The organism is Desemzia sp. C1 (genome assembly GCF_020882875.1).
Lineage (GTDB): Bacteria > Bacillota > Bacilli > Lactobacillales > Carnobacteriaceae > Desemzia > Desemzia incerta.
In genome coordinates this window covers 2,121,315-2,137,878 of record NZ_JAJIZP010000003.1, presented here as the reverse complement: position 1 = coordinate 2,137,878, position 16,564 = coordinate 2,121,315, and the positions used below count along the sequence as shown (strand labels likewise).

Annotated in this window: 16 protein-coding genes; 1 reads left to right on the top strand and 15 read right to left on the bottom strand. The window is 38.5% G+C overall.

Annotated elements, in window-relative coordinates:
* Positions 1-9 precede the first annotated feature (9 nt).
* The 14 genes from LMF32_RS10770 to rpsU all read right to left on the bottom strand — a co-directional run bounded on the left by LMF32_RS10770 (position 10) and on the right by rpsU (position 14,287).
* Positions 10-1,523, bottom strand: a protein-coding gene (locus LMF32_RS10770) for an IS3 family transposase (RefSeq protein WP_230523472.1) whose coding sequence is annotated in 2 segments (ribosomal slippage) — positions 10-905 and positions 905-1,523 — 1,515 coding nt in all. Because the reading frame shifts where the segments join, the coding sequence is not laid out codon by codon here.
* Positions 1,524-1,579: 56 nt separating this feature from the next.
* Positions 1,580-3,295, bottom strand: a complete 1,716-nt coding sequence (locus LMF32_RS10765; protein ID WP_230524732.1) for an ABC transporter ATP-binding protein — start codon at positions 3,293-3,295, stop codon at positions 1,580-1,582.
* A 30-nt stretch (positions 3,296-3,325) separates the two neighbouring features.
* A complete protein-coding gene (locus tag LMF32_RS10760; protein ID WP_230524731.1) occupies positions 3,326-3,691 on the bottom strand; it encodes a DUF488 domain-containing protein in 366 nt (121 codons plus the stop codon).
* Positions 3,692-3,781: 90 nt separating this feature from the next.
* Positions 3,782-5,851 (bottom strand): glycine--tRNA ligase subunit beta, encoded by a 2,070-nt coding sequence (gene glyS, locus LMF32_RS10755; protein ID WP_230524730.1) that lies wholly within the window; start codon positions 5,849-5,851, stop codon positions 3,782-3,784.
* A gap of 1 nt (position 5,852) precedes the next feature.
* Complete coding sequence (gene glyQ, locus LMF32_RS10750; protein WP_230524729.1) at positions 5,853-6,761, bottom strand: glycine--tRNA ligase subunit alpha; 909 nt, start codon at positions 6,759-6,761, stop codon at positions 5,853-5,855.
* Between the two features lie 295 nt (positions 6,762-7,056).
* The gene (recO, locus tag LMF32_RS10745; protein ID WP_230524728.1) at positions 7,057-7,857 is read right to left on the bottom strand and encodes a DNA repair protein RecO; all 801 of its coding nucleotides are present in this window, start codon (positions 7,855-7,857) and stop codon (positions 7,057-7,059) included.
* 25 nt (positions 7,858-7,882) lie between these two features.
* Positions 7,883-8,788 (bottom strand): GTPase Era, encoded by a 906-nt coding sequence (era, locus tag LMF32_RS10740; protein ID WP_188205252.1) that lies wholly within the window; start codon positions 8,786-8,788, stop codon positions 7,883-7,885.
* Entirely contained in the window at positions 8,788-9,198 is a 411-nt protein-coding gene (locus LMF32_RS10735) for a cytidine deaminase (protein WP_188205251.1), read from the bottom strand. Before LMF32_RS10735 ends, era begins: the two co-directional genes overlap by 1 nt.
* A gap of 50 nt (positions 9,199-9,248) precedes the next feature.
* Entirely contained in the window at positions 9,249-9,644 is a 396-nt protein-coding gene (locus LMF32_RS10730; RefSeq protein WP_230524727.1) for a diacylglycerol kinase, read from the bottom strand.
* Positions 9,625-10,104, bottom strand: a complete 480-nt coding sequence (gene ybeY, locus LMF32_RS10725) for an rRNA maturation RNase YbeY (protein WP_092479971.1) — start codon at positions 10,102-10,104, stop codon at positions 9,625-9,627. The genes LMF32_RS10730 and ybeY overlap by 20 nt, the downstream gene beginning before the upstream one ends.
* Before the next feature lie 37 nt (positions 10,105-10,141).
* Positions 10,142-12,331 (bottom strand): HDIG domain-containing metalloprotein, encoded by a 2,190-nt coding sequence (locus LMF32_RS10720; RefSeq protein ID WP_230524726.1) that lies wholly within the window; start codon positions 12,329-12,331, stop codon positions 10,142-10,144.
* Between the two features lie 19 nt (positions 12,332-12,350).
* The gene (locus LMF32_RS10715) at positions 12,351-13,355 is read right to left on the bottom strand and encodes a PhoH family protein (RefSeq protein ID WP_230524725.1); all 1,005 of its coding nucleotides are present in this window, start codon (positions 13,353-13,355) and stop codon (positions 12,351-12,353) included.
* 279 nt (positions 13,356-13,634) lie between these two features.
* Positions 13,635-14,078, bottom strand: a complete 444-nt coding sequence (locus LMF32_RS10710) for a GatB/YqeY domain-containing protein (RefSeq protein ID WP_230524724.1) — start codon at positions 14,076-14,078, stop codon at positions 13,635-13,637.
* Between the two features lie 35 nt (positions 14,079-14,113).
* Positions 14,114-14,287, bottom strand: coding sequence for a 30S ribosomal protein S21 (gene rpsU, locus LMF32_RS10705; RefSeq protein ID WP_092479968.1), 174 nt, complete (start codon positions 14,285-14,287; stop codon positions 14,114-14,116).
* A gap of 231 nt (positions 14,288-14,518) precedes the next feature.
* Between rpsU and LMF32_RS10700 the strand changes: the two genes are divergently transcribed.
* Positions 14,519-15,925, top strand: coding sequence for an ISNCY family transposase (locus LMF32_RS10700; protein ID WP_230523607.1), 1,407 nt, complete (start codon positions 14,519-14,521; stop codon positions 15,923-15,925).
* Between the two features lie 250 nt (positions 15,926-16,175).
* On the opposite strand, the gene LMF32_RS10695 is transcribed toward LMF32_RS10700, so the two are convergent.
* A complete protein-coding gene (locus LMF32_RS10695) occupies positions 16,176-16,451 on the bottom strand; it encodes a type II toxin-antitoxin system Phd/YefM family antitoxin (RefSeq protein WP_230524723.1) in 276 nt (91 codons plus the stop codon).
* Positions 16,452-16,564: the final 113 nt, after the last annotated feature.

Here is a 16,564-nt window from a genome sequence, read left to right as displayed (position 1 = left end):
TGGACTTTTTCAAGCAATTAAACCTAGTTTCTTTCTGTAATCAATCGGACTGAGACCGCCTAGAGACAATTTTATTCTTTTGTTATTGTACCAATGCAGGTAATCATCAAGTAGTTCAATGAATGCGTCAATTGAAATATTGTCCCATTTAAAGCCATAGAAGAACTCATTTTTAAGTCTACCGAAAAACCCTTCGCAAGCCGAGTTATCCGGTGAACATCCTTTTTTAGACATGGACTGTGTCAAACCGTTGGTTTTAATCCTTTCAATCCAACCTGGCCATCTGTAGTGAGCTCCGCGATCAGAGTGTATGATTGGCTTTGAATTATCAGCGAGTGTATCAAGTGCCTGATCAAACATACTATTAACGAGCTCCGCATTTGGTTGTGTACTGATAGTCCAACTAACTAAGGCCCCGTCAAAACAATCGATAATGGGCGATAGATAGACTTTTCCGGCGGGAATACGAAATTCTGTAATGTCTGTCAACCACTTTTTGTCAGGTGCTTCAGCTTTGAAATTTCGTTGAATAAGGTTAGGTGTCGCGGGAGTAATTTCACCTGCATATGAACTATATTTCTTTTTAGTTACTGAATGAACAATGAGTTTTTCTTCCTTCATAAGCCGTCTAACAACTTTCTCGGAAACAACAATATTTTGCTTTTTTAGAACGTCATGCATACGACGATAGCCATACGTACGACGACTTTCAATAAAAATATCTTTAAGCATTACCCTTAGATCAGCATATTTATCCGGAAGCTTAGCCTGACTTCTGTGGTAATAATAACTACTCTTAACTAAATCCAAATTCTCTAGTAAAAGTGCCAATGGATAAAAGGTTTTTAATGCATCAATCACTCTTGTTTTTTCCTTGTTGGAGAAATGTTTTGGATTGATGCCCCATTCTTTTTTACAAGTTCGGCAGACTTTTCCAAGATATCTTTTTCCATTCGTAGTCGATAAACTTCTTGTTTTAAAACATCAACTTCATTTTTCAACCCTTCTAGTTGAGGGCTATCAGGCATATTCGTCATATTAGGTGGAAGCTCCTCTCCGATGAGCTCCTCTTTCCAATCATAGAGCGTTTTACGGGTGACCTGCAGGCGCTCAGCAATTTTGTGGACAGAGGTTTCTCGGCTCACAAGATGGATAACGGCCTCTTTTTTCTGCTCTTGAGAATAGTTTAACTTACTTCGCCTGATTTTACGAGCTTCAGGTGCAAGTTCTTTACACCAATCGCTAAGAATGTTTCTATCTGGATAACCCAACATGCGAACAGTTCTAGAATAATTGCGACCGTATTCGATATAGTGATTAACAGCAAACTGCTTTTCTTCTTGCGTAAATTCACGTTTTCTTTTTGAAGTCTTAGAAAGATCACCATTCTCTTCATATTCCTTAAACCATTTGTATAAAGCTTTTGAAGAAGGATAGCCTAATTCATGAATGACTGACGCCAAAGAGTGTTCGTATTTGATGTAAAGTTTTACAGCTTTCATTCTTTCTTCGTAAGAGTACATGGACATTCTCCTGACTTATAGTTGTCCAAGATTATGTCCGCACCTCCTTTTGTTGTTTAAGAAGCAAATTGTGCGTCATGAAGGTTACGATAAACTCCATTCAAAGCCATCAGCTCTTCATGGTTTCCTTCTTCAGCAATCCCGTCTTCATTGACTACCACAATACGAGTCGCATGTTTGATCGTTGCTAAACGATGGGCAATGATCAATGTTGTGCGCCCTTCTGCTAATGAATTCAAGGACTCTTGAATCACTTTCTCTGTTTCTGTATCCAGCGCTGAAGTAGCTTCATCCAAAATCAAAATCGGCGGATTTTTTAAAAACATCCGTGCGATAGACAATCGTTGTTTTTGACCTCCAGAAAGCTTGACGCCTCTTTCTCCGACAACACTGTCGAGACCTTCAGGCATATTTTGAACTACAGTTTCTAAATGTGCCAAACGGATAGCTCGATAAACTTCTTCATCTGTAGCCTCTAAATTCCCATAACGAACATTTTCACGAATCGTTCCTGGGAATAAAAACACATCTTGTTGGACGACACCGATTTGATTGCGCAAAGAATCTAACGTGATATCTTGAATATTGTATCCATCAATCGTAATTTCACCTGAATCGATCTCATAAAAGCGCGGCAACAAATTGCAAATCGTTGATTTTCCGGCTCCACTCGGTCCGACGAAAGCAACAGTCTCACCAGGATGGATCGTTAAATTGATTCCATCTAATACAGGAGTTTTGCCTTCATAAGTAAAGGACACATTTTTGTATTCGATATTCCCAGTAAGACCACTGACTTCTACTGCACCTGGTTTATCTTTGATATCAGGTTCCAGATCCAATTCTTCAGAAAACCTCTTGAACCCGGCTATACCTTTGGGATAACTTTCAATCATGTTGTTGACTTTCTCTATCGGTCTGACAAAGACGTTCGCTAATAAAATAAAACCGATGAAGTCACCGTAACTGATTTCTCCTTGAATCGTATAGTATGCCCCAAAAAACAATGCGAACAAACTAATCAAACGAATCAGTAAGTAATTGTAGGCATGACTGATGCCCAGCATTTTGAAAAACAAAATTTTAGATTTGCGGTACGATTGGTTCAATCCTTCAAATAGAGAACTTTCGTGAGCTTCATTTGCAAAGGCTTGAACCACGCGGATACCGCCAACAGCAGCTTCAATCCCAGCACTGAAGTTCCCTAAGCTGTTGTAAATATCTGTATTGACTTTCGTCATGCGCTTATTGAAAAAAGCTAATGCCAAAGCAATAAACGGAACCAAGATAATGGTTGCGATCGCTAATCCGGTATGGATTTGAAGCATCATATAAAAAGCACCCGTTAAGGTGAAAATCGTAATAAAAATATCTTCCGGACCATGGTGAGCGACTTCTGCGATCTCAAAAAGATCAGAAGTCAGTCTTGTGATCAGCTGGCCTGTCTCACGGTTGTCGAAGTATCGAAAAGATTGCCGCTGCAAATGAGAATACAAGTCTCTACGCATATCGGTCTCAATATTCGTTCCCAATTTATGTCCGTAGTACGTCACTACAAACTGCAGTGATGTGGTAATGATATACAATAACAGCATTCCTACAGAAGCTGCCACGATCAAAGTCCAATTGGCAGTCGGCAGCAGTTCATCTGTTACTTGACTGACAACGATTGGAAATGCCAGTTCCAAGACAGCTACCACTACAGCGGAAATGAAATCGATGGTAAAAAGTGTTTTATACGGTCGGTAGTAATCAAAAAATCGTGTTAACATAATATCCCCCTAATGAACGATCCCTAGTCGCTATAGTTTTTTCTCAATGTATTCTTTCAAGATCACAACATGATTATACACTTCATCTTTTGCCGCATACACCAATGTCACATCTTGTGTCTTTAAACAGTCGTCTAGTTGTTGAATAAAAGTCGGTGTTTCTGGATTGGCGTCTAATTCTTGAAGGTACTTCTCTTTGAAAGAATCAAACTTTTCCGGATCATGCTGGAAAGATTTCCGCGCTTCTGTAGTAGGTGCGATATCTTTGTTCCACTCGTCAACAGCTGCTGCTTCTTTTTTTATCCCTCGAGGCCAAATACGGTCTACTAAAATCCTATACCCATCTGTCGACGATGCAGCTTCATATACTCGTTTCATTTTCACTTTATGAGACATATGAACAGCTCCTTTTCCTTATTCAAGTACGATAGTTAAAAAAAGGACTCCACTAGAAATGACTCTTCCTAATGGAGCAGGTAATTCAACTTACTTGATCACTAATTTATCTAAATCAGCAAAAGATAATGCAAATTGTGCGATCTCACGAAGCATAGACAAACGATTGTTTCTTACTGTTTCGTCTTCTGCCATGACCATGTTTTCTTCAAAGAATTCATGGATGGAAGGCGCTAAGTTGGATAAAGCAGCGTATCGTTCTCTTACAGAGAAGTCAGCATAACGCTCTTTAACAGAAAAAACAGCGTCGTATAGATTCTTTTCACTGGCTGTTTCGAACTTATCGGTCTCGATAGAAGTCTCATCAGAAGCTTTTTCAGCTAAATTGATTGCACGTTGGACAGCCTCGATAGTTGATTTAAAGGTTTCTAATTGGCTTTCAGCTTCTAATACTTGAGCGATCTCAATGATTTGCAAGATATCGTCTTGAGTAGAACCTAAAGCAGCATCCACTACCCCGTAATTCAATTGAAGACTTGTCAATAATTGACGGATTCTGCCTTTGATGAAGCTTAATGCATCAGCTTGTGTCTCAGCGTATCCGCTCAACATCAATTCTGGCTTTTCATGTAACTGAGAAGAAATGTTTGCCCAAATCGTACGGACTGGGAATGACCATTGTTTGTCGACAACGATACGAATCATTCCATAAGCTTGTCTTCTTAGACCAAACGGATCATTTGATCCTGTTGGAACAACTCCAGCAGCAAACAAACTCATTACACTGTCTAATTTGTCCGCAATAGCTAGAACAGCCCCTACACGACTAGTTGGCAATGCACCTTCACTAGAAATCGGTTGGTAATGCTCACGAATCGCTTGAGCAACTGCTGGTGTCTCACCAAATAATAAGGCATATTTCTCGCCCATGATTCCTTGAAGTTCAGGGAACTCATCTACCATGTTCGTTACCAAATCAAATTTATAAATGTCGGCTGCTCTTTTCAGGTCGGTCATTTCTTGTTCAGTCAACCCGATTTGTTTCCCGATCACTTCAGCGAATAGTCCAGTCCGTTGCATTTTTTCATACAATGAACCGATTTTTTCATGGAAAGTAACAGATTTCAATTTTTCTAGGCATGCATCGATAGACAATTTTTTGTCTTCTTCAAAGAAGAATTGAGCATCATCTAAACGAGCAACTAATACTTTTTCATTTCCTTTAGCTACGTTTTCGATGTGGTCCGCATTTCCATTACGTACAGAAATAAAGTACGGCAAGATATCTTTTTCTTGATTCATCACGTAGAAATAACGTTGATGATCTTTCATCGAAGTCATCAAGACTTCATTTGGAATCGCTAAGTAAGATTCATCAAATGTTCCGTAGAAAGCCGTTGGGTATTCTACGATATTAGTGATCTCTTCTAGTAACTCTTCGTCTAATGGAACCGTCCATTGGTGTTTTTCAGCTAACGCATTGATTTGACTAACGATCAAAGCAGTACGTTTTTCGTTGTCGGCTACCACAAATTGCTCACTTAGAGCTGCTTCGTAATCTAATGCCGTTTCGAAGACAACATCTTCACCTAAGAAACGATGTCCGCGGCTGGTATTTGACGTTTCTACATCCAACACTTTAAAAGGAATCACTTTCTCATCTGCCATAGCAGCGATCCAGTGGATAGGACGAATGTATTTTAACGAATGATCTGCCCAGTGCATGCTCACTGGGAAAGTCATTGATGTCACGACTTCAGACAATTGCGGAAGAATATCCATAGCAGATTTTCCAGGAATGAATTTGTCTACGTGAACGTATTCTACACCTTTCAACTCTTTGAAATAAATATCTTCTGGCGTTAATCCTTGACCTCTAACAAATCCTTGAGCTGCTTTTGACCAGTTTCCTTCGTTATCTAAAGCAATTTTCTTCGCTGGACCTTTAGCGGTTACTTCTTGATCTTCTTGTTTTTCAGCTACATCATGAATCAAAACGGCCAAACGGCGCGGTGTAGAATAAGATTTGACTTGTCCAAAAGACAAGCGGTTTTCTGTCAAAAATTTTTCCACGCGCTCCATTAACTGGATGCGGCTTTGAGTGATCACGTTAGCGGGCATTTCTTCTAATCCGATTTCAAGCAATACATTGTGACTCATCTTATTCAGCTCCCTCCACTGTAATGTCTTCTTTCAATAATGGGAATCCCAATTTTTCACGCTCATTGACGAAGGCTTTTGCGATCGAACGAGCCATGTTACGAATACGTGCTAAGTAACCAGCTCTCTCTGTTACCGAAACAGCTCCTCGTGCATCTAACAAGTTGAATGTGTGACTGCATTTAAGCACGTAATCATAAGCTGGATGTACCAACCCAGCATCGATTTGTTTTTGAGCTTCTTTTTCGTACTCTTCAAAGAAGTGCAGCAACATCTCTTGATTGCTGTTGTTAAACGCATATTGAGAGTGTTCATATTCTGGTTGAATAAAGATTTCTCCATATTTTACGCCTTGAGTCCACTCAATATCGTATACACTGTCTACTTCTTGGATGTAAGAAGCTAAACGCTCAAGACCATATGTGATCTCGCTGGTAACAGGCTTGCACTCTAATCCGCCGACTTGTTGGAAGTAAGTAAATTGTGTGATTTCCATTCCATCCAACCACACTTCCCATCCTAGTCCTGCACATCCCATAGAAGGGTTTTCCCAGTTGTCTTCTACGAAACGAATATCGTGTTCTAAAGGATTGATGCCTAATAATTCCAAGCTTTCCAAATACAACTCTTGGATGTTTTCAGGAGATGGTTTCATCACAACTTGGAATTGATGATGTTGGAACAAACGGTTTGGATTCTCTCCATAACGGCCGTCTGCTGGTCTTCTTGAAGGTTCAACGTAAGCCGCGTTCCATGGTTCTGGACCGATAGCACGCAAGAACGTATAAGGACTCATCGTACCAGCACCTTTTTCTGTATCGTAAGCTTGCATCAGCATACAACCTTTATCAGACCAAAAATTTTGCAACGTCAAAATGATCTCTTGAAAAGTTAAACTGTCTTTTTTCATTTTTGATTCACTCCTAGAATTTTTTTGAAATAAAAAAAGTCCCTATGCTCAACACTGTTCGTTAAGCATAGGGACGATTATATACACTAACCGCGGTTCCACCCTAATTCTAGTATTGTTATCGAAACACTACTAGCATCTTTGTTGGTCTCAGCTCCAGATGCCTTTCAAAATCTTCTTGTTATTTGGCTCGCACTATCCCAAAATCGCTTTAAACAAGGGTCAGATTTTTACTTCTTCCTTCAACGCTGTTTCTTCAATTCTTTATTATAATAGCTTCTTTATTGACTCATTGTCAATCTTTTCTGTCATTTTTTTCAGGGTTGCGGGCATCTTTCAACACGCTGCCCCACTTATCCATTTTCTTGATGAACCCTTTACTTTTTAATTTGATCCCAACGGAATCGTCGTATATCTGGTCCACCAAAGATTGAATCTCTTTTTTTGTCTCTTCTTTCACACTGATAGACCCAATTTGATCTAAGGAAACCCTCGAAAATAAACGAATGAAGTAGATGCTCCTTTGAGTCGCATGATATCGGTGTTCATCCATATGCCAGTGTTTCTGGCACAACAGTCCTCCATATGTCTGAGAATAATCAAAAGGACCTTCCGTATTGCCGCAAACCCGGCATCCTCTTAACCCTGGAGCAACTCCAAAATAAGGCAGCAGCTGGATTTCAAAAATATTCATGATGATTTCCGGATCAGATCCTTCATCGATTTCTTGTAAACTGGCAGCTAACTTATGATATAAAGCAGGATTAGGCTGTCTGTCTTCTAATGCGACATCTGTCAGATTTAACAAATAAGTGGCATATGCATTTAAGAAGATATCCGTTTGCATGCTCTGGTACTGCTGCTGGTCTTTAGCGTCATTCAAAAAACAAAGCCCCGTTGTTCGAACGTCTCCAATATAAGTTGCTTTTGTAAAAGGGAGGATGGCTGTTTTTAGTTTGTTGTTTCTCTTCCCTGTTCCTCGAGTAAAAAACGTCAACTTGCCAAACCGATCTGTAAAGATCTTTACTAAATGGTCTTGTTCTCGATGTTTTTTAACAGACAAAACAATGCCTTCAAATTCTTCAACTTGAGACAATTCATCCACTCCCTTTTAACTCAGTTTAATAGTCGTCTTTTCTGTATCCGAAATCTTGCAAATTGGTTTGACGATCTCGCCAATCTTTTTGCACTTTCACCCACAAATCCAAATAGATCTTGTCTCCAAGCAGTATTTCAATGTCTTTTCTTGCACGGATCCCAATATCTTTCAGCATTTTACCGCCTTTACCGATAATAATGCCTTTTTGAGAAGAACGTTCTACAATGACCGCTGCGTGAACTTGAACTTTGTCATTTTCATTGCGTTCAATACCTTCTACCACTACTGCTACAGAATGCGGTATTTCTTCACGAGTCAATTCCAATACTTTTTCACGAATCAATTCAGAAATGATAAAGTATTCAGGATGGTCCGTAACTTGGTCTTCAGGATAGAATTGAGGTCCTTCAGGCAAGTATTTCTTAACTTGAGCTAACAACGTTTGCACGTTGTTTCCTTCTTTGGCAGAAATTGGAACGATTTCCGCATAATCCATAGTGGTTTTGTAGTCTTCAATAATCGCAAATAATTTATCGGGATGAACTTCATCGATTTTGTTGATCACTAAAAATACTGGAGTTGAGCTGTCTTTTAATTTTTCAATGATGAAATTGTCTCCAGGACCACGTTTTTCAGTTGCGTTGACCATTAAGAGAATCACTTCTACACCCTTGAAAGAACTCAATGCAGAATCCACCATGAAGTCTCCTAGGCGGTGTCTTGGCTTATGGATTCCAGGTGTATCGATAAAAATAATCTGCTCTTCTTTTGTTGTGTAGATACCTTGGATCTTATTTCTAGTGGTTTGAGCTTTATCACTCATAATCGCGATTTTTTGACCTACAACTCGATTTAAAAATGTTGATTTCCCTACGTTAGGTCTTCCTACAATAGAAACAAAACCTGATTTATAACTTTTTTTACTCATTAATCCATATCCTCCGATCGAAATGCACCTGGTAATAATTCTTTAATGGTGGTTTCGTGTTTATTTCCTTTTTTATTGGTTAGTAAGACAGGCATATCCGGATGACAGAACTCAGCCATCACCTGACGACACGCACCGCATGGTGAGATTGGGCCGTCAGTATCACCCGTCACTACTAAGTAGTCGAATTCTTTCTTACCTTCAGATACAGCTTTAAAAATCGTTGTTCTTTCAGCACAGTTGGAAAGTCCATAAGAGGCATTTTCAATATTGCAGCCGGAAAAAACTTCTCCTTCTTTTGTGACTAAAGCAGCACCCACTGGAAATTTAGAATAAGGTACATACGCACGGTCCAGCATAGCAGTTGCATCATGGATAAGTGTTTCGATTATAGTGTCATTTGGTTTCATGAAATAATAGCTCCTTGAATAAGTATTTTTTTATAGGATTAAACGTAAATTTATACAAACCAACTAAAAATCTTAGGCAGCAAAATGGTTCCGCCAACAATCAGTGAAAATAGGGACGTTACCAATACCGCCGCCGCTGCCATATCTTTAGCTTTTTTAGCTATAGGGTGAAAATGGTGATCTACTACTAAATCTACGACATTTTCAATAACTGTATTCCAAATTTCCATCACAAAGACTAGAAACACACACAGCAACATCCAAAGCCATTCTATCGTAGTAAGATTGCAAAAAAGACTCAATAAAATAGCTGCCAAACCTAACGTTACATGTGTACGCATATTTCGTTCCTCACGAAATACAGTGGTGACTCCTATAAAAGCATATTTAAAAGAATCAATGTATCTTCGGTTTTTAGTGCTTTTTTTATTCTCGTCCAAGACCATACTCCTTTAGTATTTCATTTTGCAGCCCAAACATTTCTTTCTCATCTTCCGGCTCCATATGATCGTAACCGTTCAAATGCAAAAATCCATGTAAGGCCAGAAAACCAAGTTCTCTTTGGAATGAGTGTCCATACTCGATAGCTTGCTCTTTTGTTCTATCGATCGAAATAATGATATCCCCGATATTTTTAGGAATAAGACCTTCAAAATCACCTAAGAAGAAATCCGGCTCATCATCCACTTCGTCTTCTAACGCAAAGCTGATGACATCTGTCGGCTGATCTTTGTCCCGGTATTCGCGATTGATCTCTTGGATCCGTTCATTCGTGACAAAGGTAACAGAGACCTCAGTATTTTCCGGCAGCTCCAGCTTTCCTGCCGCAAATTCCAATAACGTACGGACTAGTTCTGTTTGTTCTGAAGATACCGTATTGGTTTCATCAAATAAATCTAATTCCATAAAACTTGACCAACTCCTTAAATTTCTCATTCATTTTTTAAGATTTTTCATTGTGAGGTTCTATTTTTGGGTATTCGATCCGACTATGGAACGTTCCCACTAAACTTTCGACTAAGGAATTTTCAACAATGTGCAACTCTTCCATAGTAATTGAGCATTCATTGAATTGACCTTCTCTAAAACGCTCGGCAATCAAAGAGTGGACAAAGTCTTCAATCGATTTTTTCGTCGGGTTGGACATTGAACGACATGCTGCCTCGGCACTATCAGCGATGTTGATAATCGCTGCTTCTCTTGATTGAGGTTTAGGACCAGGATAGCGAAACTCGCTTTCATCTACATCTGGATTTTCTTTTTTAGCTTCCGCGTAAAAATATTTGACCAGTGTTGTTCCATGATGTTGCGCACAAATATCAATGATCGACTCAGGCATATTGGCTTCTTTTAATATCCTCACACCTTCAGAGACATGTCCTAAAATGATGTCTTTGCTTTCGTATGGCGATAACAGCCGATGAGGATTATCCATACCGCTTGGCAGATTCTCTACAAAAAACAATGGATGCGTCAGCTTCCCGACATCATGGTAATAACACGCCACACGAGTGAATAACGAATCCCCGCCAATCGCACTCACTGCGTTGGAACTTAGATTAGCCACCATCAAACTATGGTGATAGGTTCCAGGAGCTTTCGTGAGCAGCAATTTCAATAATGGCTGATTCGGATTAGACAACTCATTCATAGTCAATACAGCTTTATCGTCATAGTAAACATCAATATAAGGAATCAACATAATGGAAAATACATAAGACAATATTCCGCCTAGAATCGAATAAACGAGCATCATAAGCGTTTGGATCGTAAATACAGGTTGGTTTAGATAAAGAATCATTGATAACATTACTATACCATTTCCTATTATCATTAACCAAAGTAAGCTGCCAGATATTTTCTGCTCTTTTTGCTGTTTCGTAAAGGCACCAAACAAGCCATTCAAGCTGTAAATAACAGCAATGATCAATGCGCTAGTGGTTCCTTTGTAATCTGCAAAAACAAAAATCGAAAACACCGGCAAAAAGCTGTTTAAGAAATAACTGAAACGACTGGATAGAAATGCATTTGCCAGCATTGGCGCTAAGGCTGCAGGATAAAGAAAAGCAATATTGTTGATTCCAGCTAATTGCAGCAGCTGCAAGCCTTTCATTATCGCTACACTGACAATCACCAATAAACTGTACAGTACAATGACTTTTGTCATTTTCTCAGATGACGTGGTTTCGATCTTAGTGATGTAATAGATTCCAGTAATTTGAGCAGCTAGTAAAACCAGTAAGCTGTACAACATTTGATAGGATGGTTCGTCATCCAACATGCCCAACAACTCTAATTGGTGGATATCTGTACTATCTACCACATGCCCTTCTTGAACGATTACTTGCCCTTGCAAGATCATGACCGGCTGCACATTATCCATGGCCTGTTGTCTAGCTTGTTCGGTTGCTTGATCATTATAGATATTATTTTCAACAATAGCTTGATCGACAATCAAATACCCTATTCGCTGATACGAACTATCAAGGTCACTGTATTGGATCGTGTCTTGAGCGTCTTCAATCGTTTCTTTTAATTGATCCGCTCGTATGGGTTCAGACATTTTTTTGGAAGTGATCGTAGTGACCAAATCACTTAATTTAGTTAGCGTATCAGAAGGAGTATTTAATAACTCTACAATGATCCACTCAGGAATTTCCGCTATAAAATCTTGAGCAGCTTGTTCTAAATTAGTCGTTTTTTCCTGAAACATACTGTACTTTTCTTCTGTGGTTAGCGGTTCTTCTTCTACTACAGGTGCGGCATCAGTTTCTTCATCCGCATCTTCGGGTTTAGTGGCACGAGATTTCTCCAGCTTTTGAATTTCTTCAATCGTCACAAACAATAACTGGACTTTTGACAGCTGTTTATTTTTCAACTCTGAGTTGAAACTGTAAACAGGCGCCACATTGTCTGCAGCAATTTTTTGATTGATTTCTGTCTGTGCCGTATCTTCAACGGTCGAATTCGCTCTTATTGTGGTGTCTGCGACTTCATACAGTTGGATATCCAACACATCCGGTTTTAATCCTGAATACATTAAGGCAAACAAAACAGAGGAGAACAACAACATGATTAAAGGAATAAAAAACTTTCCTAATTTGTTTTTCACTATAGTGAACACTTTCATCATGTGTATTCTCCTCTGTTGTTTATTGTTTCTTCTCTTCTTTGTCTTGGTTCAGCAACGATTCAGTCTTTTCTTCGCTGTAGGCTTCAATGATGCTTGCTACTACAGGGTGACGCACAACGTCCGCAGCATCAAAGGTGCTGAATTTAATGCCCTTAACAGAACGCAATACTCGTTCTGCATGAACTAGACCACTTGTCGTTCCTCTTGGCAAGTCGATTTGGGTCACATCGCCATTGACGATCATTTTTGAGCCAAATCCTAAACGAGTCAAGAACATCTTCATTTGTGGAACAGTTGTATTTTGAGCTTCATCTAAGATAACAAATGCATCATCTAGTGTTCTCCCTCTCATATAAGCTAAAGGAGCAATCTCGATGACTCCACGATCCATCAAACGAGCTGTATGTTCAGAACCGAAAATGCTGTACATGGCATCATAAATCGGTCTCAAATAAGGATCGACTTTCTCCTTCAAGTCACCTGGTAAAAAGCCTAAACTTTCTCCAGCTTCTACAGCTGGGCGACTAATGATGATTCGTTTGACGTCTCCTTTTTTCAATGCAGAAACTGCCATGACAACTGCAAGGTAAGTTTTTCCTGTACCAGCAGGCCCGACACCAAAAACCACGTCATTTTTTTGAATTGAATGCACATATTGTCGCTGACCAAAGGTTTTTATCCGAATAGGTTTGCCATCATGATCTCGGCCAATCTCTTCTTCATACATACTGATAAATTTCGATAAAGTACCTCGATTGGCCATTTTTACAGCTGTAACGATATCGGCTTGTCCGATTTGTATACCTGTCTTCAATAATTCTTGCAACTGGATAAACATTTCACTTACTAAATCTACGTTTTCTTTAGATCCTACAATCTCTAACTTATCTCCGCGAGTATGGATGACCACATTCATAGATTCTTCAATCAATGTCAAATTTCGATCTTGTGAACCGAAAAGATTAATGGCTTTATCAGGATTTTTTAGTTCTAGTGTACGAGTTTCATTTGTAAGTTCAGACAATCGGCAAACACTTCCTTTTTTTATTTATACAAATCATAGCATATTTTAACGGTAAAAAGAAGCTATCTAACAACTATATCAAGAGTTTCCAACGAATGTTTTGATGCATTTATCGTAAATCCGGCTTCTCTTAACAAGTATTAACGGGATGTTGTATGGATTTTGTCTCCCAAAAAAAGAAAACCTTTTCAATACGAAAGCAACTTTCTTTGGACAAAAAAAGATGGCTTCGAATAGACATTCGAAACCATCTTTTAAAATCGCTGATACAAAACTTTCCTAAGAAAGCTGTTCTTTCACGATTCGATTTACTGCGTTGCCATCAGCTTTGCCTTTAACTTTGGGCATTATGGCACCCATAACTTTACCAAAGTCGCTGGTGGACGTTGCGTTCACAGAAGCAATCACTTCTTGAACGATCGATTGAAGTTCTTCTTCAGTTAACTGTTTAGGCAGGTAGCCTTCCACAATGACGATCTCATTTTCCAATTTCTCGACCAAATCTTGACGATCTGCATTCTTGAATTCAGTTAGTGAGTCTCTTCTTTGCTTCATTTCACGAGAAAGAACTGACAATTCTTCTTCCTCATTCAATTCCGTACCTTTTTTGATTTGTTCGTTTTGCAATGCAGATTTCAACATACGCAATACAGAAAGCTTTTCTTTATCTCTAGCTTTCATTGCTGTTTTAACATCTTCATTGATCGTAGTTAATAGAGTCACGCTTCTTCAACCTCAATTCTAAAGACTTGCAAGGATTAATGCTTGCGTTTTCTAGCTGCTTCAGATTTTTTCTTACGTCTTACGCTAGGTTTTTCATAAAATTCCCGTTTGCGAGCTTCTTGCATAGTACCTGTTTTAGAAACGGAACGTTTGAAGCGACGAAGAGCATCATCAAGAGATTCATTGTTCTTAACGACTGTTTTTGACATATTCAATTACCCCCCTCCGTGCTATTTAAGTAACCGTTATTTCATATGCATAACATGCATAATTAACAAACTGTCCTACTACATTATATCTAAACGTTTTCGCTACGTCAATATGACTTTAGCTATATTCAACAAAAAACTGTCATTAACAAATGATAATGTCTTAATAAATAACAAATGAAAATGTCCCATAACTACGTTACTCTAATCTTATTGGATTGGAGAGATAGAATGGGAGCAGAATTAACTATGTTTGAAAACAAAAAATATGAAGTCATAAAAAAAGTATGTAATGGTCAGTGTTCAAAGGAGCGGGCAGAGATTGAACTAGATTTATCCCGTAGGCAGATTAACCGATTGGTTAATCGCTATAAAACGCAAGGAAAAAAAGGTTTTAAGCATGGGAACAAGGGACGAACTCCCGCTACAACGTTGTCAAAAGAAACCCAACAAAAGATTATTCGACTCTACAGAAAGAAATATGATGGTTTTAATTTGTTCCATTTTACAGAAAAACTGCAGGAGGAAGAACAAGTAACCGTCTCTTATACGACCGTTCGCAATTTATTATATCAAAAACATATTCTTTCTCCTCGTGCTTCTAAAAAAACACAACGAACGAAGCGCAAAGAATTAAAAGAGAAAGAACGGTCTGACCAACTACTAACAAAGAAAGAGAGCCAAGTTTTAAATGAATTAGAATACGTAGATCCTGTGAAAGCTCATCCTAGCCGCTCACGAAAGAAATATAAAGGTGAACAGCTTCAAATGGACGCTTCAAGACACGATTGGTTTCAAAACGGAAAATATGCGCATCTCCACGCTGCTATAGATGACGCCACTGGAATCGTGGTTGGGGCTTACTTTGATAAAGAAGAAACATTAGATGCCTATTACGAAGTAACACATCAGTGTCTGACTACCTACGGTATTCCGTATAATATTTTGACGGATAATCGAACCATCTTTCACTATAAACAAGAAAAGAGCCCTTCAGAAGAGAAGGACACTTTTACACAATATGGATATGCCTGCCATAACTTGGGAATAGAGTTAACCACAACAAGTATTCCTCAAGCAAAAGGAAGAATTGAACGATTATGGAATACCCTCCAAGATCGTCTCCTAAATGAAATGGCCTTAAAAAATATCCAATCCATTGAAGAAGCAAACCAATTTTTGAAACATTATATTCCTACATATAACGCCAAATTTGCTTTACAGCTAAACGATACCAAAAGTGTTTTTGAAAAGCTACCAAAAGATATCCATTTAGATTATATACTGGCTCGCTTTTCACACCGAGTTGTCCAGAAGGGACACGCACTCAAATATCAGAACAAGTTATATCATTTATATAATCAAAATCAGCACGTCTTATTGGCCCCAAAAACGAAGTTAATGATTATTCATACTAAAGAAAATCAACTGTATGCTAGTCATCAGGATTCACTTTTCATGTTAAAAGAAATTCCGCTTCACGAAAAAGTTTCAAAAGAATTCGATAAGCCAATCGAACGTAAAAAGATGCAGGTGCATATCCCTCCAATGAGCCATCCTTGGAAAAAAGCATCTTATGATCGCTATCTTCGGAAGAAAAACCAAAAGGAAGCTCTTAAAACCAATTCTAGAACATGAATACAAGTTTTTAACTAGAAAATAGATTTAGAACGCTAATTTCAGTTGATTCAGAAAATGGCTTCGTGGTTTTCGAAGCCATTTCCTGAATCAACTTTACCAAGCGTAGCGCGGTAGTTTTGCCAGGAATAGGATCAACGAAATAATGACAGTGAACCTAACTCAAATTTGAATAAAATCGGGACATTTTCATTTATCATTGACACAAAGTCTTTAGTCGATTCTTGGGTAAATTTTATTTTGTAAGCCATTATTCCCAACCATCAGCTTCATCAGGATCATATTTTGTATTTGCTAATTCTTCTCCCATTACTTCTTCTACCGTAAATGTAACCGGATTTTCTTGAGAATCTTGAATTGCGATTCTTCTAGCAACCTCAGCTTCACATGTTTTTTCTTCTAATTCCTCAATTTGGCTCAATAAACCTTCATACACTTCTTTTGATAGAACTACTCCAGCAACATCATTCCTATTAAGAATGTAAATACCTTGTTTTAGCTCTTCTGATTTTTCAAAAACATCCATAGGACTCTTTTTCACATCAGTAATAGACCATTTTGCAGCATTTCGATTGCCAAATCTATCACTCCTCTACATTGTTAATGTCATTATAACAAAGTAAAAAGTTTTCTAAACGT